23 protein-coding genes and 1 riboswitch are annotated in these 23,546 nt (G+C 58.7%); of the genes, 16 read left to right on the top strand and 7 right to left on the bottom strand.

Annotated features, from left to right (window positions below; genetic code table 11):
* Positions 1 to 12: 12 nt before the first annotated feature.
* Genes bioB through bioD form a run of 4 tightly spaced genes read left to right on the top strand, consistent with a single transcriptional unit; the run spans position 13 to position 3,602 of the window.
* On the top strand, positions 13 to 1,044 hold the full coding sequence (gene bioB / locus LC417_RS06915) for a biotin synthase BioB (protein ID WP_022626019.1): 1,032 nt from the start codon (positions 13 to 15) through the stop codon (positions 1,042 to 1,044).
* On the top strand, positions 1,044 to 2,195 hold the full coding sequence (bioF, locus tag LC417_RS06920) for an 8-amino-7-oxononanoate synthase (RefSeq protein WP_033771178.1): 1,152 nt from the start codon (positions 1,044 to 1,046) through the stop codon (positions 2,193 to 2,195). Before bioB ends, bioF begins: the two co-directional genes overlap by 1 nt.
* Entirely contained in the window at positions 2,179 to 2,934 is a 756-nt protein-coding gene (gene bioC, locus LC417_RS06925; protein ID WP_223565641.1) for a malonyl-ACP O-methyltransferase BioC, read from the top strand. Before bioF ends, bioC begins: the two co-directional genes overlap by 17 nt.
* A complete protein-coding gene (bioD, locus tag LC417_RS06930) occupies positions 2,931 to 3,602 on the top strand; it encodes a dethiobiotin synthase (protein ID WP_062758126.1) in 672 nt (223 codons plus the stop codon). Before bioC ends, bioD begins: the two co-directional genes overlap by 4 nt.
* 146 nt (positions 3,603 to 3,748) lie before the next feature.
* On the opposite strand, the gene LC417_RS06935 is transcribed toward bioD, so the two are convergent.
* Positions 3,749 to 4,471, bottom strand: a complete 723-nt coding sequence (locus LC417_RS06935) for an ABC transporter ATP-binding protein (RefSeq protein WP_010260222.1) — start codon at positions 4,469 to 4,471, stop codon at positions 3,749 to 3,751.
* Between the two features lie 894 nt (positions 4,472 to 5,365).
* Here LC417_RS06935 and uvrB point away from each other — a divergent pair.
* A complete protein-coding gene (gene uvrB / locus LC417_RS06940; protein WP_010260230.1) occupies positions 5,366 to 7,387 on the top strand; it encodes an excinuclease ABC subunit UvrB in 2,022 nt (673 codons plus the stop codon).
* Here the strand turns inward: uvrB and yvcK are convergent.
* Positions 7,371 to 8,294, bottom strand: coding sequence for a uridine diphosphate-N-acetylglucosamine-binding protein YvcK (yvcK, locus tag LC417_RS06945; protein WP_010260233.1), 924 nt, complete (start codon positions 8,292 to 8,294; stop codon positions 7,371 to 7,373). The two genes, uvrB and yvcK, sit on opposite strands and share 17 nt — an antisense overlap.
* 204 nt (positions 8,295 to 8,498) lie before the next feature.
* Positions 8,499 to 8,632, top strand: a riboswitch (molybdenum cofactor riboswitch).
* Here yvcK and moaA point away from each other — a divergent pair.
* The 5 genes from moaA (at position 8,622) to moaE (ending at position 11,318) form a co-directional block, all read left to right on the top strand.
* Complete coding sequence (gene moaA / locus LC417_RS06950; protein WP_022626014.1) at positions 8,622 to 9,608, top strand: GTP 3',8-cyclase MoaA; 987 nt, start codon at positions 8,622 to 8,624, stop codon at positions 9,606 to 9,608. Its footprint overlaps the riboswitch before it by 11 nt.
* A 14-nt stretch (positions 9,609 to 9,622) precedes the next feature.
* On the top strand, positions 9,623 to 10,138 hold the full coding sequence (gene moaB / locus LC417_RS06955; protein ID WP_167429912.1) for a molybdenum cofactor biosynthesis protein B: 516 nt from the start codon (positions 9,623 to 9,625) through the stop codon (positions 10,136 to 10,138).
* Between the two features lie 2 nt (positions 10,139 to 10,140).
* A complete protein-coding gene (gene moaC / locus LC417_RS06960; RefSeq protein ID WP_010260240.1) occupies positions 10,141 to 10,626 on the top strand; it encodes a cyclic pyranopterin monophosphate synthase MoaC in 486 nt (161 codons plus the stop codon).
* A complete protein-coding gene (gene moaD / locus LC417_RS06965) occupies positions 10,619 to 10,864 on the top strand; it encodes a molybdopterin synthase sulfur carrier subunit (RefSeq protein ID WP_022626012.1) in 246 nt (81 codons plus the stop codon). The genes moaC and moaD overlap by 8 nt, the downstream gene beginning before the upstream one ends.
* Before the next feature lies 1 nt (position 10,865).
* Positions 10,866 to 11,318: a molybdopterin synthase catalytic subunit MoaE gene (gene moaE, locus LC417_RS06970; RefSeq protein WP_010669678.1), complete on the top strand. Its 453-nt coding sequence runs from the start codon at positions 10,866 to 10,868 to the stop codon at positions 11,316 to 11,318.
* 105 nt (positions 11,319 to 11,423) lie between these two features.
* On the opposite strand, the gene LC417_RS06975 is transcribed toward moaE, so the two are convergent.
* A complete protein-coding gene (locus tag LC417_RS06975; protein WP_111533530.1) occupies positions 11,424 to 12,209 on the bottom strand; it encodes an OBAP family protein in 786 nt (261 codons plus the stop codon).
* A gap of 106 nt (positions 12,210 to 12,315) precedes the next feature.
* Here LC417_RS06975 and LC417_RS06980 point away from each other — a divergent pair, with 106 nt between their 5' ends.
* Both LC417_RS06980 and LC417_RS06985 read left to right on the top strand, forming a co-directional pair.
* Entirely contained in the window at positions 12,316 to 13,410 is a 1,095-nt protein-coding gene (locus LC417_RS06980; protein ID WP_010669679.1) for a DUF1615 domain-containing protein, read from the top strand.
* 246 nt (positions 13,411 to 13,656) lie between these two features.
* The gene (locus tag LC417_RS06985; RefSeq protein WP_010260256.1) at positions 13,657 to 14,364 is read left to right on the top strand and encodes a Bax inhibitor-1/YccA family protein; all 708 of its coding nucleotides are present in this window, start codon (positions 13,657 to 13,659) and stop codon (positions 14,362 to 14,364) included.
* 50 nt (positions 14,365 to 14,414) lie between these two features.
* Here LC417_RS06985 and LC417_RS06990 read toward each other — a convergent pair whose 3' ends face one another.
* The 3 genes from LC417_RS06990 to LC417_RS07000 are packed head-to-tail and all read right to left on the bottom strand — an operon-like array spanning position 14,415 to position 17,382.
* Complete coding sequence (locus LC417_RS06990) at positions 14,415 to 15,380, bottom strand: lysylphosphatidylglycerol synthase domain-containing protein (RefSeq protein ID WP_086905457.1); 966 nt, start codon at positions 15,378 to 15,380, stop codon at positions 14,415 to 14,417.
* On the bottom strand, positions 15,380 to 16,624 hold the full coding sequence (clsB, locus tag LC417_RS06995) for a cardiolipin synthase ClsB (RefSeq protein WP_010260263.1): 1,245 nt from the start codon (positions 16,622 to 16,624) through the stop codon (positions 15,380 to 15,382). Before clsB ends, LC417_RS06990 begins: the two co-directional genes overlap by 1 nt.
* A complete protein-coding gene (locus tag LC417_RS07000; RefSeq protein ID WP_022626009.1) occupies positions 16,621 to 17,382 on the bottom strand; it encodes an endonuclease/exonuclease/phosphatase family protein in 762 nt (253 codons plus the stop codon). The genes clsB and LC417_RS07000 overlap by 4 nt, the downstream gene beginning before the upstream one ends.
* A 179-nt stretch (positions 17,383 to 17,561) precedes the next feature.
* Here LC417_RS07000 and LC417_RS07005 point away from each other — a divergent pair, with 179 nt between their 5' ends.
* The 4 genes from LC417_RS07005 (at position 17,562) to LC417_RS07020 (ending at position 21,762) form a co-directional block, all read left to right on the top strand.
* Complete coding sequence (locus LC417_RS07005; protein ID WP_010669681.1) at positions 17,562 to 17,954, top strand: YbhQ family protein; 393 nt, start codon at positions 17,562 to 17,564, stop codon at positions 17,952 to 17,954.
* A 217-nt stretch (positions 17,955 to 18,171) separates the two neighbouring features.
* Entirely contained in the window at positions 18,172 to 19,551 is a 1,380-nt protein-coding gene (gene rhlE, locus LC417_RS07010) for an ATP-dependent RNA helicase RhlE (RefSeq protein WP_022626008.1), read from the top strand.
* A gap of 2 nt (positions 19,552 to 19,553) precedes the next feature.
* Positions 19,554 to 20,504, top strand: coding sequence for a tRNA dihydrouridine(16) synthase DusC (dusC, locus tag LC417_RS07015; protein WP_223565642.1), 951 nt, complete (start codon positions 19,554 to 19,556; stop codon positions 20,502 to 20,504).
* A gap of 70 nt (positions 20,505 to 20,574) precedes the next feature.
* Positions 20,575 to 21,762: an MFS transporter gene (locus LC417_RS07020; RefSeq protein WP_033766739.1), complete on the top strand. Its 1,188-nt coding sequence runs from the start codon at positions 20,575 to 20,577 to the stop codon at positions 21,760 to 21,762.
* A gap of 21 nt (positions 21,763 to 21,783) precedes the next feature.
* Here the strand turns inward: LC417_RS07020 and LC417_RS07025 are convergent, their stop codons facing one another.
* The gene (locus LC417_RS07025) at positions 21,784 to 23,385 is read right to left on the bottom strand and encodes an inorganic phosphate transporter (protein ID WP_060679790.1); all 1,602 of its coding nucleotides are present in this window, start codon (positions 23,383 to 23,385) and stop codon (positions 21,784 to 21,786) included.
* Between the last annotated feature and the right edge of the window lie 161 nt (positions 23,386 to 23,546).

The raw sequence follows: 23,546 nt of genomic DNA on the forward strand, positions 1-23,546 counted from the left end.
TTGGAGTAAGTAATGGCTCAACGCTGGACAATTGCACAGGCGCAAGCGCTGTTTGATCAACCTTTTCTTGAACTGATGTTTAAAGCGCAGCAGGTGCATCGGCAGCACTTCGATCCGCGCCAGGTGCAGGTCAGTACCCTGCTGTCGATTAAAACCGGTGCCTGTCCGGAAGATTGTAAATACTGCCCGCAGAGCGCGCGCTACAAGACCGGCCTGGAGTCGGAGCGTCTGATGGAAGTGGAAGAGGTGCTGACCTCAGCGCGTCAGGCCAAAGCCGCCGGTTCAACCCGTTTCTGCATGGGTGCCGCGTGGAAAAATCCGCACGAGCGAGATATGCCCTATCTGGAGAAGATGGTGGAAGGCGTGAAGGCGATGGGAATGGAAACCTGCATGACGCTGGGCACGCTCAGCGACCACCAGGCGCAGCGACTGGCGGGCGCGGGTCTCGATTTCTACAACCATAACCTCGACACCTCACCGGAATTCTACGGCTCCATCATCACCACCCGCAGCTATCAGGAACGTCTGGATACGCTGGGCAAAGTGCGCGACGCCGGCATTAAGGTCTGTTCGGGTGGCATTGTCGGCCTGGGCGAAACCGTTAACGACCGCGCCGGTCTGCTGGTGCAGTTAGCCAACCTGCCAACGCCGCCGGAGAGTGTACCGATCAATATGCTGGTGAAGGTCAAAGGCACGCCATTGGCGGATAACGATGATGTGGAACCGTTCGATTTTATCCGCACCATCGCGGTGGCGCGCATCATGATGCCGACCTCGCATGTGCGCCTCTCAGCGGGCCGTGAGCAGATGAGTGAGCAGACCCAGGCGATGTGCTTTATGGCCGGGGCGAACTCGATTTTCTACGGCTGCAAACTGCTGACCACGCCGAATCCGGAAGAGGACAAAGACCGCGTGCTGTTCCGCAAACTGGGTCTTAACCCGGAGCATACTCACACTCAGCACGGCGATCAGCAGCAGGAGCAGCAACTCAGCGAGCAGCTATTCCATGCCGACACTGAACAGTTCTACAACGCGGCGCTGTAATGGGCTGGCAGCAACGTATCCGTCAGGCGCTGACGCAGCGCCGGGCGGCCGATGGCTGGCGGCAGCGACGGGTGATCGATCAGCAATCGACCCGCACGCTGCACAGCGGCGGCCGCAGCTATCTCCACTTTTCCAGCAATGATTATCTCGGCTTAACCCAGCATCCGGCGGTGATTGCGGGCTGGCAACAGGGCGCGGCGCAGGCGGGCGCAGGTGCCGGTGCTTCAGGGCATGTCACCGGTTATCACCGTCAGCACGCCGATCTTGAGGCGCAGCTGGCCGACTGGCTCGGCTACGACCGTGCGCTGCTGTTTATCTCTGGCTTTGCGGCCAATCAGGCGGTCATTCATCTGCTGGGTGAGAAAAACGATCGCATCCTGGCCGATAAACTCAGCCACGCCTCGCTGCTCGACGCCGCCAGCCATAGTCCGGCACAGCTACGACGTTTCCATCACAACGCGCCGGAGAGCCTGGCAGCCCGGCTCGCCTCTCCCTGCGAGGGCGAAACGCTGGTGGTGACGGAAGGTATTTTCAGCATGGATGGCGACAGTGCGCCGCTGGCCGCCCTGGCGCAACAGACGCGCCAGGCAGAGGGCTGGCTGCTGGTGGATGATGCGCACGGCATCGGCGTGGTGGGTGAGCAGGGGCGCGGCAGCTGCTGGCAGCAGGGCGTTAAACCGGAACTACTGGTGGTCACCTTTGGCAAAGCCTTTGGCGTCAGCGGTGCCGCGCTGCTGTGCGACGCAGCCACCGCCGACTATTTTCTGCAGTTCAGCCGACATCTGATCTACTCCACCGCGATGCCCGCGGCGCAGGCGAGCGCGCTGCAGGCGGCGTTGCGTGAAGTTCAGCAGGGCGATGCCCTGCGGCAGCAACTGCAACAGAACATTGGCCATTTCCGGCGCGGTGCGGCCTCGCTGCCGTGGCAACTGATGGACTCCGGCAGCGCGATTCAGCCGCTGCTGGTGGGCGAAAATGGCGATGCGATGGCGCTCTCCCAGCGGCTGGCTGAGGCGGGCTGCTGGGTCAGCGCGATCCGGCCACCGACCGTGCCGCCGGGGACGGCCCGGCTGCGCATCACTCTGACCGCGGCTCATCGCCCCGAGGATATTGACCGGTTACTGGAGGCGCTGCATGACGCTGCGGGTTGACAAGCAGGCGGTGGCACGCGCCTTTGGCCGGGCGGCCAGCCATTACGATGCCCATGCGGCGCTGCAACGCCTCAGCGGCGATGCCCTGCTGGCACTGGCGCCCGCACAGAGCGGTCTGCAGCTGCTGGATGCCGGTTGTGGCACCGGCTGGTACAGCAGGCTGTGGCGCGAACTTGGCAAACAGGTAACGGCTCTGGATCTCTCTCCGCAGATGCTGCAACAGGCGCGGGACAATGACGCGGCGCAGCACTATCTGGCCGGTGATATCGACGCGCTGCCGCTGGCGGATAACACGATTGACCTGGTGTGGAGCAACCTGGCGGTGCAGTGGAGCGAGGATCTGCCCGGCGCGCTGAGCCAGTTCCGGCGGGTGCTGCGGCCCGATGGCACGCTGCTGTTTTCCACTCTGGGCGACGGGTCTCTGCAGGAGGTTCATGAAGCCTGGTCCCATCTGGATGCGCTGCCTCACGCCAATCGCTTTCTCAGCGAGCCGCAGATTGCGGCGGCCTGCCACGCAGAGCACCTGCGCTGTACCTCAGAGGTGGTGACCCTGCATTTTCCCGATGCGCTCAGCGCCATGCGCTCCATGAAGGGGATTGGCGCGACCCATCTGCACCAGGGGCGTGACGGGCAGGTATTAACCCGACAACGGCTCAACCAGTTAGAGGCGCACTGGCCGCGCGATCGGCACGGCTATCGCCTGAGTTACCATTTAATCTATGGAGTAAGTGCATCATGAAACGCCTGTTTATCACTGGCACCGACACCGAGGTCGGTAAAACCGTTGCCAGCGGCGGGCTGCTGCAGGCGGCGGCCGCCGCGGGCTATCGCTGTGCGGGCTATAAGCCGGTTGCCTCAGGCTGTGAGATGACGCCAGAGGGCATCCGTAACAGCGATGCGCTTGCGCTGCAGCGTTACAGCAGCGTGCCGTTAAGCTATCAGCAGGTCAATCCGCTGGCGTTTCTCGAGCCGACTTCGCCGCACATCGTCAGCGCCGAAGAGGGCAGGCCGATCACCCATCTGGCGCTGTCGGCGGGTCTGGCGGCGCTGCAACCGCTGGCAGACTGGATTCTGGTAGAGGGCGCGGGCGGCTGGTACACCCCATTGTCGGAGACGCACACTTATGCGGACTGGGTGGTCAGCGAAAAGCTGCCCGTGATTCTGGTGGTAGGGATTAAGCTCGGCTGCATCAATCACGCCATGCTCACCGCTGACGCGGTGCGGGCAAGCGGCCTGCCGCTGGTGGGCTGGATCGCCAACACCGTCGAACCGCCGGGTAAACGCTATCAGGAGTATCTCACCAGCCTGAAAAACAGGTTACCTGCGCCCTGTCTGGGCACCATCCCGTTTCTCACCGATGCGGCGCAGCAGGCGTCCTGTGGTCACTACCTGACGCTGCCGGAGTAACCGCGTAGCCTGGCTATTTTATTTGTCGTGCTGAATCCGGGCAGTGCTCACCATCCTCACGCGCTGTGCACACGCTCCGGTGGTTCCGCGCGCTCCGTCTCCAGCCTGCCTGCAACACTTACGCCCGGTGGGGCAGGCGCTGAGTGTCAGGCCACCGTCAGCCATTTATCGACGGTGTGGTCATCAAGCTGTTCCATGCTGCCCTGCGCCACATTGCGGCCGCGGTGCAGCAGCAGGAAATAGTCCGCCACGCGACGGATCAGCGACAGGCGCTGCTCCAGCAGCAGGATGGTCAGCCCGTAGTCGAGGTTAAGCCGACGGATCAGATTGCCCATCTCCTCTTCCAGCCACGGCGACATCCCGTCGGTCGGCTCATCCAGAATCAGCAGTTTGGGCTGCAGCACCAGCGCGCGCGCCAGGGCCAGCTGTTGCTGCTGATCGATCGGCAGATCGCCACTGCGCTGCTGGCGCAGAGAGTAGAGCGCCGGGAAGAGGTCGAATACCATTTCGGGAATGGCGCGATGGCGGTCGCGCTGGCTGGCACCCGCCAGCAGGGCAATCAGCAGATTATCTTCCACGCTCATCTGGGTAAAAATATGGCGGCCCTGCGGCACATAGCCAATCCCCATCTGCGCCCGCTGTTCAGCCGGTTGCAGCAGCAGATCTTCCGGCGGCGAGCCATCCTCTTTCCAGGAGATAGAGCCGCTGTTAATCGGCAATCTGCCCATGATGCAGTTCACCAGCGTGGTTTTACCCATGCCAGGACGGCCCAGAATGCCGGTGCAGGTGCCAGGCGACAGATCCAGGTCCACATCCCACAGAATATGGTTTTGACCGTAAAATTGATTTACCGAACGTAAACTCAGCATCTGACACTCTCCTTCCCGATCGTTAGCCTGATTGCTTCCGCGCTCTGTCGTCTGGCAAACAAGTCATCAGCAATGGCAGCCTCGCCATTGCAGCACAGTGCGCGTTCCGCGCGGTGACGCCACTGAACTCCTGCAATTCCCAGGCCAGATCTAAAAACGGCCCTGTTTCCTGCCGGAGCGCCGCGTGTCAGGGAAGAAAGGTGAGAAAAACTTATCAATTCCCCACGGTGACCACGCGCCTGCACTTTTGCAGTGCCCTGGAGCGCTGTTTCTGGTGCAGACGTACTGTAACGTGGCAGGAAGTCCGATTAAGAATCTTAGTATGAGGCGTGCAAATTTGCGTACGGCACCCGGTGACAGATTAAAATTGCAGAATAATCGGTCAGCAGGCAACGCGAAATTTAACGCAAAAAAAATTATTTTCACGGTAGTGAGAAGGCAGGGAAAAATTATACACAGCTGATGGCGTCGGGGCTGCCATCACTTATCCACCATTCCTGTGGATAACCTTGTGCATTAGGTAATGAAAACCAGTTGGAAGCGAGGAAATACGCGGCCTGGTAACATAATGACGAGAATCTGGCCTCATAGCCTTATGTCAGTAAAATCAGTTGCTTATCAAAAAACAAGCCTGAGAATTATCTGTCAGGTAACCGTACTGTAATTTTGTGACACTCTATTGACAAATGTTAAATCAGATCCCTTCCTGGGGATAACATTGCGCAACATGCTGAGCAATAACGCTGCCAGCCTGCAGGGACATCAGGTGCCATCCTGCTGGCGTTAACATTGCACCAATACTGTTTTTATATCCAGTATTATTTTCTGGCAAAATCACCATAGCAGAGTAAAATAAGTGCCTGCCCGCCGACTTCTCCAGCAGGAACTGCATTCATGAGCAAAGCCTTTAAATTGAACTCCGCCTTTAAACCTTCGGGCGACCAGCCTGAGGCGATACGTCGCCTGGAAGAGGGGCTGGAGGATGGACTGGCCCATCAGACCTTATTAGGCGTAACCGGCTCCGGTAAAACGTTTACCGTCGCCAACGTGATTGCCGACCTCAACCGTCCGACCATGGTGCTGGCACCCAACAAGACGCTGGCCGCCCAGCTCTATGGCGAGATGAAAGAGTTTTTCCCGGATAACGCCGTCGAGTTTTTCGTCTCTTACTACGACTACTACCAGCCTGAAGCCTATGTGCCGAGCTCCGACACCTTTATCGAAAAGGATGCGTCGGTGAACGAACATATCGAACAGATGCGTCTGTCGGCCACCAAGGCGCTGCTGGAACGGCGCGATGTCATTGTGGTGGCATCGGTTTCGGCTATCTACGGTCTGGGCGATCCCGATCTCTATCTGAAAATGATGCTGCACCTGACCCGCGGCATGATTATCGATCAGCGCAGTATTCTGCGCCGTCTGTCAGAGCTGCAGTACACCCGCAACGACCAGGCGTTCCAGCGCGGCACCTTCCGGGTGCGCGGCGAAGTGATCGATATCTTCCCGGCGGAGTCGGACGATATTGCGCTGCGCGTCGAGCTGTTTGACGAAGAGGTTGAGCGTCTGTCGCTGTTTGACCCGCTGACCGGCCAGATTGATTCGGTCGTGCCGCGCTTTACCATCTACCCCAAGACGCACTACGTCACGCCGCGTGAGCGTATTCTGCAGGCGATGGAAGATATCAAAGTTGAGCTGGCGGACCGCCGCCGGGTGCTGCTGGAGAACAATAAGCTGCTGGAAGAGCAGCGCATTACCCAGCGTACCCAGTTTGACCTGGAGATGATGAGCGAGCTGGGCTACTGCTCCGGCATCGAGAACTACTCACGCTACCTCTCCGCACGCGGACCGGGCGAAGCGCCGCCGACGCTGTTTGACTATCTGCCCGCCGACGGCCTGCTGGTGGTGGATGAGTCGCACGTGACCATTCCGCAGATTGGCGGCATGTATAAAGGCGACCGGGCGCGTAAAGAGACGCTGGTGGAGTATGGCTTCCGCCTGCCGTCGGCGCTGGATAACCGTCCGATGAAGTTTGAAGAGTTTGAGGCACTGGCCCCGCAAACCATCTATGTTTCGGCGACGCCGGGCAAATATGAGCTGGAAAAGTCGGGCGACGAAGTGATCGATCAGGTGGTGCGTCCTACCGGTCTGCTGGATCCGATCATCGAAGTGCGTCCGGTCGGTACCCAGGTCGACGATCTGCTGTCAGAAATCCGTCAGCGCGTGGCGATCAACGAACGTGTACTGGTGACGGTGCTGACCAAACGCATGGCGGAAGATCTCACCGAATATCTGTCTGAGCATGGTGAGAAGGTGCGTTATCTGCACTCCGATATCGACACGGTAGAGCGTATGGAGATTATCCGCGACTTACGTCTGGGCGAGTTTGATGTGCTGGTGGGCATCAACTTACTGCGTGAGGGGCTGGATATGCCGGAAGTGTCGCTGGTGGCGATTCTCGATGCGGATAAAGAGGGCTTCCTGCGCTCCGAACGCTCGCTGATTCAGACCATTGGCCGTGCGGCGCGTAACATCAACGGTAAGGCGATTCTCTACGGGGATAAAATCACGCCGTCGATGGCGCGCGCCATTGAAGAGACCGAGCGCCGCCGTGAGAAACAGCAGCTGCACAACGAAGAGAATGGCATCGTGCCGCAGGGCCTGAATAAGAAGATCACCGATATTCTGGAACTGGGCAAAAACGTGGTGAAAACCCGCGGCAAAGCGAAACCAGCCCGTCCTGGCGAAGCCCAGGCGCTGGCCGATTTCCAGCTGTTAACGCCGCAGGCTCTGCAGAAGAAGATCCACGAGCTGGAAGGGCAGATGCAGCAGCATGCGCAGAACCTGGAGTTCGAACAGGCGGCCAACGTGCGCGATCAGCTGCATGAACTGCGAACGCTGTTTATTGCGGCCTCGTAGCGCCGTTAAAGCCCTGAATGGCGTGTTCCAGCGCCACCCGTAACAGCTGGCGGTCGTGACGATATTGGATATCGGCGGCCTCCAGCGGTTCACGGACAATCAGTCGGTTTTCAATGCCACGGGTGTCCACTGCCGGGCTGACGACCAGCGCATCAATCACCCGCTTGCCGATATAACGCTCCATCATCTGCAGCTTGTCAGCCACTGAGAGACTGGCGGCGGCAGGACTCAGCTCGCGGCCCAGATTGCCGATAAACACCATAGTGGCAGGCGTGCGACGCAAGGCCTGCGCCATCTCTTCCATCAGCAGAATCGGCATCAGGCTGGTGTAAAAGCTGCCGGGTCCAATCAGGATCAGATCCGCTTCACCAACCGCCTGCAGCGCTTCCCGCGTTGGCTGGACGTTGGGATGCAGCATCAGCTCCTGCGGCGGCTGCTTCATCTCGTCAATTGCGGTTTCGCCATAAACCATGTTGCCTTCAACATCCATCGCCACCAAATCCACAGGCTGCTCCGACATCGGGATTAAAAAGGCGTCGACCTTCAGCAGGTTACGGATGATGTTGATCGCTTCCAGCGGACGAACGCTGAGATGATCCAGCGCCCGCAGCATTAGATTACCCAGGTTGTGTCCGGCCAGTTCGCCATTACCGGCAAAACGGTACTCAAACATCGCCGAAGCGACGCTGGGTTCTGCAATCAGCTGGTTAAGGCAGTTACGCATATCGCCCCAGGCGATACCACCTTCTGAGCGACGAATACGGCCGGTTGATCCGCCGTTGTCGGTGGTGGTGACGATACCGGTGAGACGCGAGCCCAGCGGGGAAAGGGCAGACATGACGCGGCCTAAACCGTGTCCGCCTCCCAGTGCCACAACGCGATCAAGATCGGCCAGTGTGCGATTCATACTTCTCCTTAATATCCGTTCGCGTGGCGTGGCTCTAATCGCTAAGCCCGCGCGGATGACTTACGTCAAAATCTGGATCGCATTTTAACGTATCCTGTCGCGAAAATGCGGTGAAAATTCGATATGTATAAGAATATATAGCGAAAACAGCAAATGGAAGAGTGACGAAAATCACGCTACCATCATGCTTACCGCGCTGATCAACGGGTCAGCGTACACTCAAGCCTGAATGCCTACGTCTGCGGATAGGGGGTTCAGGCCGTAGCCATCGAGCTGCCAGGGTGCAGGAAGAAATGACTGCATCTCCCAATCTGGAAAGGTGTTCTGGTGTCACAATTTACTGATGCATACGCGCGTAAGTTCTATTACCTGCGCCTGTCGGTCACGGATGTCTGTAATTTCCGCTGTACCTACTGTCTTCCTGACGGCTACAAGCCGCAGGGAATTCGTAACAAAAGCTTTCTCTCGCTGGATGAAATCCGCCGCGTCACGCGGGCCTTTGCCGCTGCCGGAACGGAAAAAGTGCGGCTGACCGGCGGTGAGCCGTCGCTGCGCCGTGATTTCACCGACATCATTGCGGCGGTGCGCGAAAACGCCTCCATTCGCCAGATCGCGGTAACCACCAATGGCTACCGGCTGGCGCGTGACGTGAAACAGTGGCGTGACGCGGGGTTAACCGCACTCAACGTCAGCGTCGACAGCCTGGATGCCCGTCAGTTTCACGCCATTACCGGTCAGGATAAATTCCATCAGGTCATGAGCGGTATTGATGCTGCCCTCGACGCCGGTTTTCGCCAGGTCAAAGTCAACAGCGTGCTGATGCGCGATCTCAACAGCCGTAATCTGGCCACGTTCCTCGACTGGATCCGCACCCGTCCGATTCAGCTGCGCTTTATCGAACTGATGGAGACCGGAGACGGCGGCACGCTGTTCCGCGATCAGCATGTTTCCGGCATGGTCATCCGCGATCAGCTGATCGCCCAGGGCTGGCAGCGTCGTGAGAGCGGACGCAGCGACGGCCCGGCGCAGGTCTTTTACCATCCCGATTATGTCGGCGAGATTGGTCTGATCATGCCTTATGCCAAAGATTTCTGTGCCAGCTGCAACCGTCTGCGCGTTTCGGCGCACGGTAATCTGCACCTATGCCTGTTTGGTGACGGCGGTGTGCCGCTGCGCGATCTGCTGGCGTCAGACGACCAGCAGGCCGAACTGCAGGCGCGCATCGCCAGCAGCCTGGGGCAGAAAAAGCAGACGCACTTTCTGCATCAGGGCAACACCGGCATCACACAGAATCTCTCTTACATTGGCGGCTAATTTCAGGAGGCAGTATGGGTAAACCAGCCAGCGAATTTCAGGCAGTGCAGATTGCGGTGATGACAGTGTCAGATCGTCGCGATGCCAGTGACGATACCTCCGGCGACTATCTGCGCGAAGCCGCAGCCGAAGCGGGGCATGAGGTGGTCGATCACGCCATCGTGCCGGATAATCTCTATCGTATTCGCGCCACCGTGTCGCGCTGGATCGCCAGTGAAGATGTTCAGGTCGTGATTATTAATGGCGGAACCGGCTTTAACCTTAAAAACAGCACGCCGGAAGCGCTGCTGCCGCTGTTCGACCGCGAGATTAGTGGATTTGGCGAACTGTTCCGGATGATCTCCTATGAAGAGATTGGCGGTTCGACATTGCAGTCGCGCGCGATTGCCGGTCTGGCTAATCAGACGCTGATCCTGGCCGTGCCGGGTTCCACCAGCGCCTGCCGCACCGCCTGGGAACGCATTATCGCTGATCAGCTTGATGCGCGCACCGCGCCCTGTAATTTTGTCTCACATCTCAAGAAACGGTAAGTATGTCTCAACTCACACACATTAACGCCGCGGGCGAAGCGCACATGGTGGATGTCTCCGCCAAGGCGGAAACCGTGCGCGAAGCGCGGGCAGAAGTGCTGGTGCTGATGCAGCCGGAAACGCTGCAGATGATTATTGAAGGCAGCCACCACAAAGGGGATGTCTTTGCCACCGCGCGCATCGCCGGTATTCAGGCGGCGAAACGCACCTGGGAACTGATTCCGCTCTGTCATCCGCTGATGCTGAGCAAAGTGGAAGTGAACCTGGAGGCTGAACCGGACCACAGCCGGGTCCGCATCACCACGCTCTGTCGCCTGACCGGCAAAACCGGCGTGGAGATGGAAGCGCTGACGGCCGCGTCGGTTGCCGCGCTCACCATCTACGACATGTGCAAAGCGGTGCAGAAAGATATCGTTATCGATCAGCTGCGGTTAATCAGCAAGAGCGGTGGCAAAAGCGGCGATTTCCAGGCGGTCGCGCATGATTAAGGTGCTGTTTTTCGCCCAGGTACGTGAGCTGACCGGCACCTCATCGCTTGAGGTCGGTGCTGATTATCCGGATGTGGCCGCGCTGCGCAGTGCGCTGGCAGAACGCGATGACCGCTGGGCGCTGGCGCTCGAGTCGGGCAAGCTGCTGGCGGCGGTGAATCAGACGCTGGTGCCGATGAGTCATCCGCTGCACGCCGGTGATGAAGTGGCCTTTTTCCCGCCCGTGACCGGAGGCTAAGATGGAAACGCAGATTCGCGTCGGTCCCGCGCCCTTTGATATGGCGGAAGCGTATCGCTGGCTGGCGGCCTGTGATGAAGATGGTGCGGTCGTGACCTTTACCGGCAAAGTCCGTAACCACAATCTGGGCAACGACGTCGCGGCACTGACGCTGGAGCACTATCCCGGCATGACCGAAAAGGCGCTGCAGGAGATTGTTGATGCGGCGCGCGAACGCTGGCCGCTGCAGCGCGTCACGGTGATCCATCGCGTGGGCGAACTGTTTCCCGGCGATGAAATCGTGCTGGTGGGCGTGACCAGCGCCCATCGTGGCAGCGCCTTTTCCGCTGCCGAGTTCATCATGGATTACCTGAAAACCCGCGCGCCGTTCTGGAAGCGAGAAGCGACAGAGAAGGGCGATCGCTGGGTGGATGCCCGCGACAGCGACCATCAGGCGGCTCAGCGCTGGGACTAAGCTGCATTAACGGCTTAGTGGGCAGAAGTGTCTGCGTCCGCTGAGCCGTTAACCGCAGACACGCCGCTGCCCGCATCCCCGGACATCACGACGCTTAGGGCGGGATTAAGGCTGCTTTAGCTGCTCAGCCGGACCAAAACCGGTCTGACCGTGGCTGTGTTCGCCGCCGCCGGCGGTGCGCTTCAGCTGAATGACCTGGCCCTGTTGCCAGGCATTGGCACCTGCCGCGGCAGGATGCGCCACGATATCCGCACGCTGGGCGCGGATCTTTTTGCTGTCGACGTCAAAACGACGATCGCGGTCCGCCAGCAGTCGCGAGTCCATCTGTCCATCCTCCGTAAAGCCCATCATCAGCGCCGGAATGCCGATCGGCAGCGTTTTGTCGCGATCGGTGTGCCAGGTGTGCCAGGTTTTCCCGTAGGTGTTCACAATGCGCTTCATCAGGGCGTGGTCGGCGGCTTCCGGTAAGCCTGGGGCAATCAGCGTGCCCGATTTCACCTCATACTGATGGCTGTGCCAGAGCTTCTTCTCTTCGGGCGGCAGGGTGTTAAACAGCCGTTCGCTGATAATGTACTCCACGCCCATCAGCCGTGCGTCGCGCGTGTTGCCGTCGTAAATCACCGCCTGCATCACATCGTCGTTCAGCACGGTGACATAGTGGTGCGCCTCCATCTGACCGTTCTTATCGCCGTTATAAAAATGGAATCCGTCGAGATAGGTGTTGATGGCGTCGATGGGCGGACGTGACTGCATCACGCTGGCGCCGGTCTCCAGCACCTTAAGCGAGGAGGAGGTGGGGGCGCCCGGAGATTTTACCTGGGCAGGCGTATTATTAGCGCCGCAGCCGGTTAAGAACAGGCTGAACGCCGCAACAGGCCAGAGTTTAAACATCGTAAGTTCCTTTAACGGTAAAAAAGATAACCTTAGTTCAGTTCTCGCCTGCCTGTGAAACTCTGGCGATGGTAGAGTAGAGCTTTGGTTCATTCTGAGGACAGGCATGTCATCCACCCCGATTCTGCAACGTCTGACACTGGTCGCCGCACTGGTGCTGGCAGGTTGTAGCAGCAAGAAAACCCCTGAGGCGCCGGTGCGGCAGCCTGAAGATGTCAAAGCGCAGATCCAGCGGCTGCTGCCGTCGCACGTCAGCAATAAAGCGGCGTGGAGCGACGATATCTACACCACCTTCCGCACTCAGCAGATCGATCCCAGCGCCAGCAACCTCTGCGCGGTGATCGCCGTGGCGGATCAGGAGAGCAACTTCAGCGCCGAGGCCGCCGTGCCGGGTCTGCCAAAAATCGCCTGGGGCGAGATCAATCGCCGTGCGGCGCAGGTGCACGTTCCGGCATTCCTGGTGCGTACCGCGCTGCAGATCAAATCGCCCACCGGTGAAAGCTACGCCGCCCGGCTGGACAAAGTGCGCAGTGAGAAAGAGCTGAGCGCTATTTTCGATGACCTGATCGATATGGTGCCGATGGGCCAGACGCTGTTTGGTAATCTCAATCCAATCCACACCGGCGGGCCGATGCAGGTCAGCATTGCGTTTGCCGAAGCGCATGCCAAAGGCTACCCGTGGCCGATCGATGGCACCATCCGGCGTGAAGTCTTTACCCGTCATGGCGGGATCTACTTCGGGACGATGCACCTGCTCGGCTATCCGGCTGACTACAGCCAGCCGCTCTACCGCTTTGCCGACTACAATGCGGGCTGGTATGCCAGCCGCAATGCGGCCTTCCAGGCGGCGGTGTCGCGCGCCACCGGCATGAAGCTGGCACTGGATGGCGATCTGATTCTTTATGGATCGGATGCGGCGGGCGGTACCGAACTGGCGGTGCGCACGCTGTCGAAGCAGATCGATATGAGCAACAGCGACATTCGCCGCGATCTGGAGAAAGGGGAGAAAGCGTCGTTCAGCGACAGCGAACTCTGGAAACAGGTCTTTACCCTGGCGGATAAAATGGCGGGTCGAAAATTACCGCGTGAAATGCTGCCGGGCATCAAGCTGGAAAGCCCGAAAATTACCCGTAATCTCACCACGGCGTGGTTTGCGCAGCGTGTCGACAGCCGTTATCAGCAGTGCCTGTCGCGACGTTAAGCGGCATGTTGTGGCGCAGTTGAGCTGAGCTGTGCCACACTTAGAGCCAGTTCCGGGCGACTTTTATTGTTATTCTGGCCCTGAACTGTGCGCATCCTCATAAGGCCGTATGGGCCCGTGGCGGTTGTGTCGCGCTGTCGCTGGCCCAACGGGCTGAAACAGAAACAACGTATGCCTGCCAGACCAGGTTATTCATCCGGTTCCCTGTGTGGAGCCGGTCCTAATCCGTTTAACAAGAGGTGCATCATGGACCGATATCCACGAAATGATTCCATCGTTCAATCCGCATCTCGCGGTTTACAAGCCTATATGGCGCAGGTCTATGGCTGGATGACCTGCGGTCTGTTACTGACGGCGTTTGTCTCCTGGTACGCTGCGCGCACGCCAGCGATCATGGAGCTGGTGTTTGCTAACCGCATCACCTTCTTCGGACTGATTATCGTGCAGCTGGGGCTGGTCTTCTTCCTGTCAGGCATGGTGCATCGCCTGAGCGGGGCCGTGGCAACCGGGCTGTTTATGCTCTATTCGGCGCTGACCGGCCTGACCATGGCGAGTATCTTCCTGGTTTACACCAACTCTTCGATCGCCAGCACCTTCTTTATCACGGCGGGGATGTTTGGCGCGATGAGCTTCTACGGCTATACCACCAAACGCGATCTCAGCCGTTTTGGCAGCCTGCTGTTTATGGCGCTGATTGGCATCGTGCTGGCGTCGCTGGTGAACTTCTGGCTGAAAAGCCCGGCGCTGATGTGGGCGATTACCTACATCGGGGTGGTGGTATTTGTGGGGTTAACGGCCTATGACACGCAGAAGCTGAAAAATATCGGTGAGCAGATCGATGCCCGCGATACGGAAAACCTGCGTCGCTACTCGATTATGGGCGCACTGACGCTGTATCTCGACTTTATCAACCTGTTCCTGATGCTGCTGCGGATTTTCGGCAACCGCCGTTAAGCCTGAGGGAGTAGCGGGGGAGGCGCACTGTCTGCGCCTCCCCTTTTTTATTACGACTTCTGCAACTTCTGCTCGTTCTTCTGACGCAGATGCTTCGCCCGACTCTCCAGCCCCAGATAGAGCACCAGCGCTAACAGCAGCGGCAGGATAAAGTAGAGCACGCGATAAGCCAGCAGCGCCGCAATGATAGTGCCATGCGAGGCGTGCTGACCGCTGAGCAGCGCCAGGAAGACCGCTTCCAGTACGCCAATGCCCGCCGGAATATGAATGATTACCCCGGCAATACTGCTGATCAGCAGCACGCCCAGCACCATCGGATAACCGACGTCTCGTCCCAGCAGCAGCCAGATAATCGCCCCCATCACCATCCAGTTGGCACAGGAAACCGCAAACTGCAGCAGCGCCATGCGCAGCGAGGGCAACTGCAGCGTCTGGCCTTTGATCGTCCAGCGACGCTGCTTTGAGAAGGCACAGGCCCAGAGGTAGATCGCCACCAGCACCAGCAGAGCGCCACCAATCAGCCGCAGGGTAGTTTCACCAATAAACCAGCCGCTGGGAATCGACACCATGCCCGCACTGAATACCACGCCCGCCAGCAGAATATAGCCCAGCCAGTTAGTGGCGATGCTCAGAGAGAAGATGCGGGTAATGGTGCCGCTATCCAGCCCTAACCGTGAATAGAGCCGGTAGCGCATCGCGACGCCACCCACCCAGGTACTCAGCGTCAGGTTGAAGGCGTAACAGATAAACGACACCAGCATCACCTGCCGCTTCGCCAGCTTATGGCCGCAGTAGGCGCGTCCAATCAGGTCGTAGCAGCCATACACCAGGTAACTCAGCACCACCAGTCCGGCGGCGGTCAGTACCACAAAGCGGTTGTAATTAACGATGACGTCATAAACATCTTCCCAGTTCACTTTGCGGGCATAGACCACCAGCAGAACCACCACCGCGATGAAAAAGAGCACGGTGAGGATTTTTTTCGCCAGTTGCCAGCGTGGATGTTTTTTTGCCATCAGGATTTTGCTCCCGGGTTATCAGTTTCAACGCGATCCTGCGTCTCCATTTCAGGCTGTACCGGCTCACCCACCTGGGCCAGCAGCGGCGTATGCGCCGGCAGCCAGCCAGCGATGGCCGGGAAATGGCGCAGGAAGTGGAATACCACCACGCTTTTACTCAGTTGCCACCAGTTGCGCGGCGGTAAGCGATCTTCCTGCACGCGCTGGCAATCGTTGGCCAGCAGCGCTTCCAGGTTATCACGCAGTGTCTGGTTAAACGGCCTGTCGTGGATGATCAGATTGGCTTCAAGGTTAAGTGACAGGCTGAGCGGATCGAGATTGCTGGAGCCGACGGTGGCCCAGTAGTCGTCTTTTACCGCGATCTTGCCGTGCAGCGGGCGACGGATATATTCGTAGACTTCAACGCCGCCATCGACCAGATAGTTGTAGAGCAGCTCCGCGCCCACTTTCACAATCGGCATATCCGGCTCGCCCTGCACAATCAGTCGTACCCGGACGCCACGCTGCGCGGCGTTGCGCATCTCACGCAGCAGCCGGTAACCTGGGAAGAAGTAGGCGTTGGCGATAATCACATCCCGCTTCGCCTCGCGCAGCATCTCCAGGTAGTGGACTTCGATGTCATCGCGATGCTCGTCGTTATCGCGATAAACATAGAGCACCTGAGCATCGCCGGGCGTGGCGTTGACCGCCGGACGATGAGAGCGCGATCCCCACCAGCGGCGGGTATTCTGTTCGCTGCCAATCGCCTGTTGCAGATAGCGGGCGATGTCACCCACCACCGGGCCTTTGACCTGTACCGCATAATCCTGTTTCGCTTCCGGGCCATAATCGGTGTTGTGCTCGGCCGAGAAGTTAATGCCGCCCACAAAGGCCACCACGTCATCCACCACCACGGTTTTGCGGTGCAGGCGGCGGAAAACGTTGGTGCGCATCCCCATCACCAGCGGACGCGGATCGTAATAGATGAAACGCACGCCAGCGCTGGTCAGGCTGTTAACAAATTTGTCGGAGAGTTCGGCAGAGCCATAACCATCGACCATCACTTCGACCCGCACGCCGCGCTGGGCTGCCGCCAGCAGTTCGCGGTGCAGGGCGTTGCCCACGTCATCCTCAAACAGAATAAAGGTTTCGATTAATACCGTACGTTCCGCCCGCTGAATGGCGCCAAAGACCCGCGGGAAAAACGCTTCGCCATTTTCCAGCAACAGCAGCCGGTTGCCTTCCTGCCAGCTAAAATTCATAGGTGAATCTCCACCGCCAGCGGCGCATGGTCGGAAAGATGGGACCAGGGCTTGCGCGGCAGCGCCCACGGATGACTGACGGTGGCGTTGCGGACATAGATGCGGTCAAGCCGCAGGATCGGGAAGCGCGCCGGGAAGGTGCGCGCCGGGCGTCCGGTTTTCATGCTGAATACCTCTTTCAGGCCTGCGCCATGTTTCAGAATGGAGTTAGCGCGTCGCTGCCAGTCGTTGAAATCGCCCGCCACCACCACCGGCGCGTCGGGCGGCAGTGAGTTAACCATTTCACATATTTTCTTCATCTGCGCGTGACGATGGGCCACTTTCAGACCCAGATGAACACAGATGACATGCAGCGTGCCGTGCGGCTCGGGCAGGGCGATCTGGCAGTGCAGCATGCCGCGGTTTTCACTGCCCGCCACCGAGATATCCCGGTTCTCATAGTCGGCGATCGGGAAGCGAGACAGCACCGCATTGCCGTGATGCCCCTCCGGATAGACCGCATTACGCCCATAGGCGAAATCGTTCCATATGGTGTCGGCCAGAAACTCATAATGAGGAGAATCGGGCCACTCCTCATGGTTAAGGGAGTGGATGGCATGCGTGCCCATCACCTCCTGCAGAAAGACCACATCCGCCTCCGTTGCGCGAACGGCGTCGCGTAATTCGGGCAGGATGAAGCGGCGATTGAAAGGGGCGAAACCCTTATGTGTATTGATCGTCAGGACTTTTATTGAAAATCCTTGCTTGTTTTGTGGCATACTCGCGACGCACTCCTTTTCATCATCAATAGAATCAAAGTGTAGTCTTTGTCACAAATGGGTGGTGAAAGAGGGCGAAAATTAGGGCGTTATCCGAAAATTGTTTTACATTGAGGAAATCGTTTCCGGCTTGTGCCGGTAGCACTTGGGCGACCTGTTGGGTCTGCCAGGAGAACTGAATGAAATGGTCTAATCGTATTCAAATTATCACGGGTCAAACGTTGTTGCATATTGCTATGCATCTGCTGGTGATCGCTGCACTGATCTGGGGCTGGAAGCACAAAGCGCTGGTTGATGTCTGCAGTACGCTGGTGGCGATGTACGCACTGGTTTTTGTTGCCATGCTGGTGACACAGCGCATTGCCCGTTTACGTACTCTCGGCGATTATCTTGAAGAAGCGACCACCACTTACTACTTTGGCGCCGCCATGATGACACTGTTCCTGGTGTCGCGGATTTACCACAACAACCTGCTGCTGGCGTGTCTCGGCGTAGTGATGTTGCTGGGTCCGGCGCTGGTCTCGCTGCTGGTGAAAGAGCCACCGCGACGAATCGAAAACAAACGTAGTTAAGTTGAAGGCCACCGGAAGGTGGCCTTCCTGTTTTCAGGCGGTTAAGTTGTGTCAGGAAATGTGAGCTATCTCGCACACTTCTCTTAAAGCTGTTACACTCGCCCGCTTACGCATCGTAGTTTGCGCCCTTTTCACGCGTCAGCCCTGGCTGGCGTCACTATCCCTCTGAAAACTACACCGTGAATCACGGTCAGAGCGGACCGGAGTAAATCACTTAATGTCTTTTGACTCTCTCGGCCTGAGTGCCGATATTTTGCGCGCGGTCGCCGAACAAGGCTACAGCGAACCCACACCTATCCAGCGCCAGGCGATTCCTGTTGTGCTGGCAGGCCGCGATCTGCTCGCGAGCGCCCAGACCGGCACCGGCAAAACAGCCGGCTTTACCTTACCGATGTTACAAAAACTCTCTGCCACTGCCACGCCCATCCGCGGTCGTCGCCCGGTGCGCGCCCTGATCCTGACCCCAACCCGTGAACTCGCAGCGCAGGTTGGCGAAAACGTCAGCGACTACAGCAAATATCTCTCGCTGCGTTCCATGGTGGTGTTTGGTGGCGTCAGCATCAATCCACAGATGGTAAAACTGCGTGGCGGCGTCGATATCCTGGTGGCAACGCCTGGACGCCTGCTGGATCTGGCACAACAGAATGCAGTTGACCTGTCACAGGTCGAAATTCTGGTGCTGGATGAAGCGGACCGTATGCTGGATATGGGCTTTATCCACGACATCCGTCGCGTACTGGCACGTCTGCCAGCTAAACGTCAGAACCTGCTGTTCTCTGCCACCTTCTCTGATGAGATCAAAGGCCTGGCTGAGAAACTGCTGACCAACCCGGAAATGATTGAAGTGGCTCGCCGCAACACCGCCTCCGAGCAGGTCGCGCAGCAGGTGGCTTTCGTTGATAAGAAGCGTAAGCGTGAATTGTTGTCGCAGCTGATTGGCGAAGGCAACTGGCAGCAGGTGCTGGTCTTTACCCGGACCAAACACGGCGCGAACCACCTTGCCGAGCAGCTGGGCAAAGATGGTATCTCCGCTGCCGCGATCCACGGCAACAAGAGCCAGGGTGCACGTACCCGCGCGCTGGCCGACTTTAAGTCAGGCGGAATTCGCGTCCTGGTTGCCACCGATATCGCGGCCCGTGGCCTGGATATCGAAGAGCTGCCACACGTCGTGAACTATGAGCTGCCTAACGTCGCCGAAGATTACGTTCACCGCATTGGTCGTACCGGCCGTGCGGCGGCAACCGGTGTCGCACTGTCACTGGTCTGCGTCGATGAGCATAAACTGCTGCGTGATATCGAACGTCTGCTGAAGCGTGAAATCCCGCGTCTGGCCGTTGAGGGTTATGAACCCGATCCGAGCATCAAAGCGGAGCCGATCATCAACGGTCGTCAGCAGCAGTCTCGCGGCGGTGCAGGCGGCGGTGGCGGCGGCCGTGGTCGCAGCCAGGGCGGACAGGGTGCAGGCGCATCGCGCTCATCTTCATCCGGCGAAAAGCGTCCTCAGGCGCGTCGTCAGAGCCAGGCCGCTCCTCAGGGCGATAGGCCCGCAGCCCGTCCGCGTCGTCCGGCAGCAGCGAAGCGTACCGGAAACGTCTGAGTATGAGGGTTTTACTGGCACCGATGGAGGGCGTGCTGGATTCACTGGTGCGCCAGCTGTTATCGGAAGTGAACGACTACGATCTCTGCATCACTGAGTTTTTGCGCGTGGTCGATCAACTGCTGCCGGTAAAATCTTTCTACCGTCTCTGCCCCGAACTGCATAACGCCAGCCGCACGCCTTCCGGCACGCGGGTGCGTATGCAGCTGCTGGGGCAGCATCCCGAATGGTTAGCCGAAAACGCCGCACGTGCGGTGGAGCTGGGCTCATGGGGTGTGGATCTCAACTGTGGTTGTCCTTCTAAACTGGTCAACGGCAGCGGAGGCGGCGCAACTCTTCTTAAAGATCCCGATCTGATCTATCGCGGCGCGAAAGCGATGCGTGAAGCGGTGCCTGAAGATTTGCCGGTAACGGTAAAAGTTCGGCTCGGCTGGGACTCCAGCGCCCGCAGTCTGGAGATTGCCGATGCGGTGCAACAGGCCGGTGCCAGCGAGCTGGCGGTGCATGGGCGAACCAAAGAAGAGGGCTACCGTGCAGAGGCGATTAACTGGCAGGCGATTGGCGATATTCGTCAGCGGCTGCGCATTCCGGTGATTGCCAATGGCGAGATCCGGGACTGGCAAAGCGCGCAACACTGTATGGCGGTAACCGGCTGCGATGCGGTGATGATTGGCCGTGGCGCACTGAACATCCCCAACCTGAGCCGGGTAGTGAAATATAACGAACCACCGATGGCCTGGCCTGATGTGGTGCGGTTATTACAGAAATACAGCCGGCTGGAAAAGCAGGGCGATACCGGCCTCTACCACGTGGCGCGTATCAAACAGTGGCTCGGTTATCTGCGCAAAGCCTATGGCGAAGCCGATGGCTTATTCAGCGAAATCCGTGCGTTAAAATCGTCGGGCGACATTGCACAGGCGATTGATCGTCACGCACATGTTCATGGTTTGTGATAAAAAATCAGGCGACCCCTTAGCGGCCTGACGGTATAGTGGGAAAAATTTCCTGGACCCCTTGCCTGCTATGTCTGACTCCGCTGTGTTGAGCAACAGCCAGCTCAACAAACGAATCCTCTCTGTTATTATCTTCACCTTCTTCTGCTATCTCTCTGTCGGACTGCCGCTGGCCGTGCTGCCAGGCTTCGTCAAAAATCATCTTGGCTTCAGCTCCTTTATCGCCGGACTGATTATCAGCATTCAATACTTTGCGACGCTGCTCAGCCGTCCGCAGTCGGGCCGTCTGGCCGATCGCCTTGGGCCAAAGCGGGTGGTGATGCTGGGACTGCTCTGCTGCGGTATGAGCGGGGTGCTGACTATCGTGGCCGCACTGCTGAGCGGCTGGCCGTGGCTGAGTCTGGCGCTGCTGGCCATCGGACGGCTGTTTCTCGGCGTAGGTGAAAGCTTCAGCAGCACCGGCTCTACCCTGTGGGGTATGAATATCGTCGGGCCGATGCAGACCGCGCGCGTGATCTCCTGGAACGGTGTTGCGACCTATCTGGCAATGGCCGTCGGTGCACCGCTGGGTGTGCTGCTGAACAGTGAATTTGGTATGAGTGGATTTGCCGGGCTGATTGCGCTGATGGGCGTGGCGGGCTATCTGATGGCCAGCCGCAAAGCGGCGGTGACGGTCAGTGTGGGCGAGCGCATTCCGTTTCACCGCGTCTTCTCCCGCGTCTGGCTTTATGGCCTGGCGCTGGGCTTCGGCACCATCGGTTTTGGCGTTATCGCCACCTTTATCACCCTCTATTTTGCCAGCCGCGACTGGCAGGGCGCGGCCTATGCGCTGACGCTGTTCAGCCTGGGTTTTGTGCTGGTGCGTCTGGGGTTTGGTCGCTTTATTACCCGTTTCGGCGGGCTGCGCGTGTCGCTCTTCTCTTTCCTGCTGGAGTGCCTGGGACTGCTGATTATCTGGCAGGCGGACAGCGCCTGGCTGGTAGGGGCGGGCGCATTCCTCACCGGCAGCGGATTTTCGCTGGTCTTTCCGGCGCTGGGCGTTGAGGCGGTTAAACGGGTTGAGCGTCAGGATCAGGGCTCTGCACTGGGCACCTATTCCGCTTTTCTCGATCTGGGCCTGGGCTTAACCGGCCCGGTGGCGGGATTGCTTATCGGACACTGGGGGATGCAGTCAGTCTATCTGGCGGCGGCGTTGATGGTGCTGGGAGCGCTGCTGATTACCCTGCGGCTTTACTGGCAGCAGCGGCTTATCGCCTGAATGACGATAAGCCGCAGACCGTTAAAAATGGCTGAACGCCCAGTAGAGCAGGGCAGAGAGCAGAATAGAAACCGGCAGCGTTAAAATCCAGGCGACGGCCAGGTTACGCAGCGTCGAGAGCTGCAAGCCGGAACGGTTCGCCGCCATGGTGCCCGCCACGCCGGATGAGAGCACGTGGGTGGTAGAAACCGGTAAACCGAAACCGTCTGCCGCGCCGATGGTCATCATCGCCACCAGTTCGGCGCTGGCGCCCTGGGCATAGCTCAGATGGGTTTTACCGATCCGTTCTCCCACTGTGACTACAATCCGGCGCCAGCCGACCATGGTGCCCAGTCCCAGCGCAATCGCCACCACCACTTTCACCCACATCGGAATAAAGCGGGTGGCGCTGTCGAGTTCCGTTTTCACTGCCTTAAGGTTGCGTTCCGTCTCCTGCGGCAGTCTGACCTCAGCGCTCTGCAGATGCTTGATCGATTCTGACGCCAGATACATCTGGTTGCGGGTATTGGTCACCGCCTGAGCTGGAATGTTTTCCATTGAACCGTAACGACGAATCTCATCGCCGACTTCGCGCAGCGTCATCGCCAGCGCGGGCAGCACGTCGGGATTCATGCTGTTGCTGCCAACAAAGCCGGTCAGTACCTCACGGGCCGGTGGAGGATTGGCTGAGGCGGGTTGCAGTTGCAGCAGCTGATGGGCGGTCACTTCGTTCAGCGCCGCGACGCGCGGGATCTGATCGGGTGGCAGCGATCGATTCAGGGCGTAGGCGATCGGCATGGTGCCCACCAGGATCAGCATAATCAGCCCCATCCCTTTCTGACCATCGTTAGAGCCGTGCGCAAACGACACGCCGGTACAGGTCAGGATCAGCAGGCCGCGGATCCAGACCGGTGGCGGCTGATTGCTTTCTGGCGCCTGATAAAGCTGGCGATTGCGGATAAACAGTTTCATCACCCACAGCAGCAGCCCGGCGCAGACAAAGCCGACCACCGGCGACAGCAGCAGTGCATAGCCGACCTTCAATGCCTGATCCCAGTCAACCCCGCTCAGACCGCTGCGTCCGTGCAGCATTGCATTGGCAACGCCGACGCCGATGATCGAGCCGATCAGCGTATGGGACGACGACGACGGCAGCCCTAAATACCAGGTGCCCAGGTTCCAGATAATCGCTGAGAAGAGCAGCGCATAGACCATGGCAAACCCGCTGCCGCTGCTGGCCTGCAGGATCAACTCCACCGGCAGCAGTGAGATAATGCCAAACGCCACCACGCCGCTGGAGAGCAGCACACCCAGAAAGTTACAGAAACCGGACCAGACCACCGCGACGCCGGGCGTCAGCGAATGGGTGTAGATCACGGTCGCCACGGCATTGGCGGTATCGTGAAAGCCATTCACGAACTCAAAGCCGAGCGCAATCAGCAGTGCCAGCCCCAGCAGAAAGAACGGCAGATAGCTGGTGACCGGCATATTGGTCTCTTCAACATCGCTGACCAGATTGAGGCCAGCGAACGCCAGTCCGGCAACCAGCAGAATAAAGAACAGCGGTTTACTGAAACGGCTATTTTTGCCGTTGAAATCGGGGCGACCTCGGGCTGATGAGGAGGAGAGACTGTTTTCGCTCATGGTGTACCTCTGGTGGCTGATGCCGGATGCTGATTTGCACCGGGTCAACGCAGTGTGATACGCGCTTTATATGACAGATTAATGATCGTCGGACGGGGCATTCTGAGCGGAGTGCGGGGAAAAACGCGGAAACGCAGGCAATAAAAAAGCCAGCGACAGGC

It is taken from the genome of Pantoea sp. OVA07A (assembly GCF_019969975.1).
Lineage (GTDB): Bacteria > Pseudomonadota > Gammaproteobacteria > Enterobacterales > Enterobacteriaceae > Pantoea > Pantoea agglomerans.

Coding starts and splice junctions, on each gene's coding strand:
- moaB (WP_167429912.1), top strand. CDS start 9,623: ATGGGTAAACCAGCCAGCGAATTTCAGGCAGTGCAGATTGCGGTGATG.
- LC417_RS07025 (WP_060679790.1), bottom strand. CDS start 23,385: ATGAGCGAAAACAGTCTCTCCTCCTCATCAGCCCGAGGTCGCCCCGAT.
- moaE (WP_010669678.1), top strand. CDS start 10,866: ATGGAAACGCAGATTCGCGTCGGTCCCGCGCCCTTTGATATGGCGGAA.
- bioC (WP_223565641.1), top strand. CDS start 2,179: ATGACGCTGCGGGTTGACAAGCAGGCGGTGGCACGCGCCTTTGGCCGG.
- bioB (WP_022626019.1), top strand. CDS start 13: ATGGCTCAACGCTGGACAATTGCACAGGCGCAAGCGCTGTTTGATCAA.
- LC417_RS06980 (WP_010669679.1), top strand. CDS start 12,316: ATGTCATCCACCCCGATTCTGCAACGTCTGACACTGGTCGCCGCACTG.
- rhlE (WP_022626008.1), top strand. CDS start 18,172: ATGTCTTTTGACTCTCTCGGCCTGAGTGCCGATATTTTGCGCGCGGTC.
- LC417_RS07020 (WP_033766739.1), top strand. CDS start 20,575: ATGTCTGACTCCGCTGTGTTGAGCAACAGCCAGCTCAACAAACGAATC.
- uvrB (WP_010260230.1), top strand. CDS start 5,366: ATGAGCAAAGCCTTTAAATTGAACTCCGCCTTTAAACCTTCGGGCGAC.
- yvcK (WP_010260233.1), bottom strand. CDS start 8,294: ATGAATCGCACACTGGCCGATCTTGATCGCGTTGTGGCACTGGGAGGC.
- dusC (WP_223565642.1), top strand. CDS start 19,554: ATGAGGGTTTTACTGGCACCGATGGAGGGCGTGCTGGATTCACTGGTG.
- bioF (WP_033771178.1), top strand. CDS start 1,044: ATGGGCTGGCAGCAACGTATCCGTCAGGCGCTGACGCAGCGCCGGGCG.
- LC417_RS06985 (WP_010260256.1), top strand. CDS start 13,657: ATGGACCGATATCCACGAAATGATTCCATCGTTCAATCCGCATCTCGC.
- LC417_RS06935 (WP_010260222.1), bottom strand. CDS start 4,471: ATGCTGAGTTTACGTTCGGTAAATCAATTTTACGGTCAAAACCATATT.
- LC417_RS06975 (WP_111533530.1), bottom strand. CDS start 12,209: ATGTTTAAACTCTGGCCTGTTGCGGCGTTCAGCCTGTTCTTAACCGGC.
- LC417_RS07000 (WP_022626009.1), bottom strand. CDS start 17,382: ATGCCACAAAACAAGCAAGGATTTTCAATAAAAGTCCTGACGATCAAT.
- moaC (WP_010260240.1), top strand. CDS start 10,141: ATGTCTCAACTCACACACATTAACGCCGCGGGCGAAGCGCACATGGTG.
- moaD (WP_022626012.1), top strand. CDS start 10,619: ATGATTAAGGTGCTGTTTTTCGCCCAGGTACGTGAGCTGACCGGCACC.
- clsB (WP_010260263.1), bottom strand. CDS start 16,624: ATGAATTTTAGCTGGCAGGAAGGCAACCGGCTGCTGTTGCTGGAAAAT.
- LC417_RS07005 (WP_010669681.1), top strand. CDS start 17,562: ATGAAATGGTCTAATCGTATTCAAATTATCACGGGTCAAACGTTGTTG.
- bioD (WP_062758126.1), top strand. CDS start 2,931: ATGAAACGCCTGTTTATCACTGGCACCGACACCGAGGTCGGTAAAACC.
- LC417_RS06990 (WP_086905457.1), bottom strand. CDS start 15,380: ATGGCAAAAAAACATCCACGCTGGCAACTGGCGAAAAAAATCCTCACC.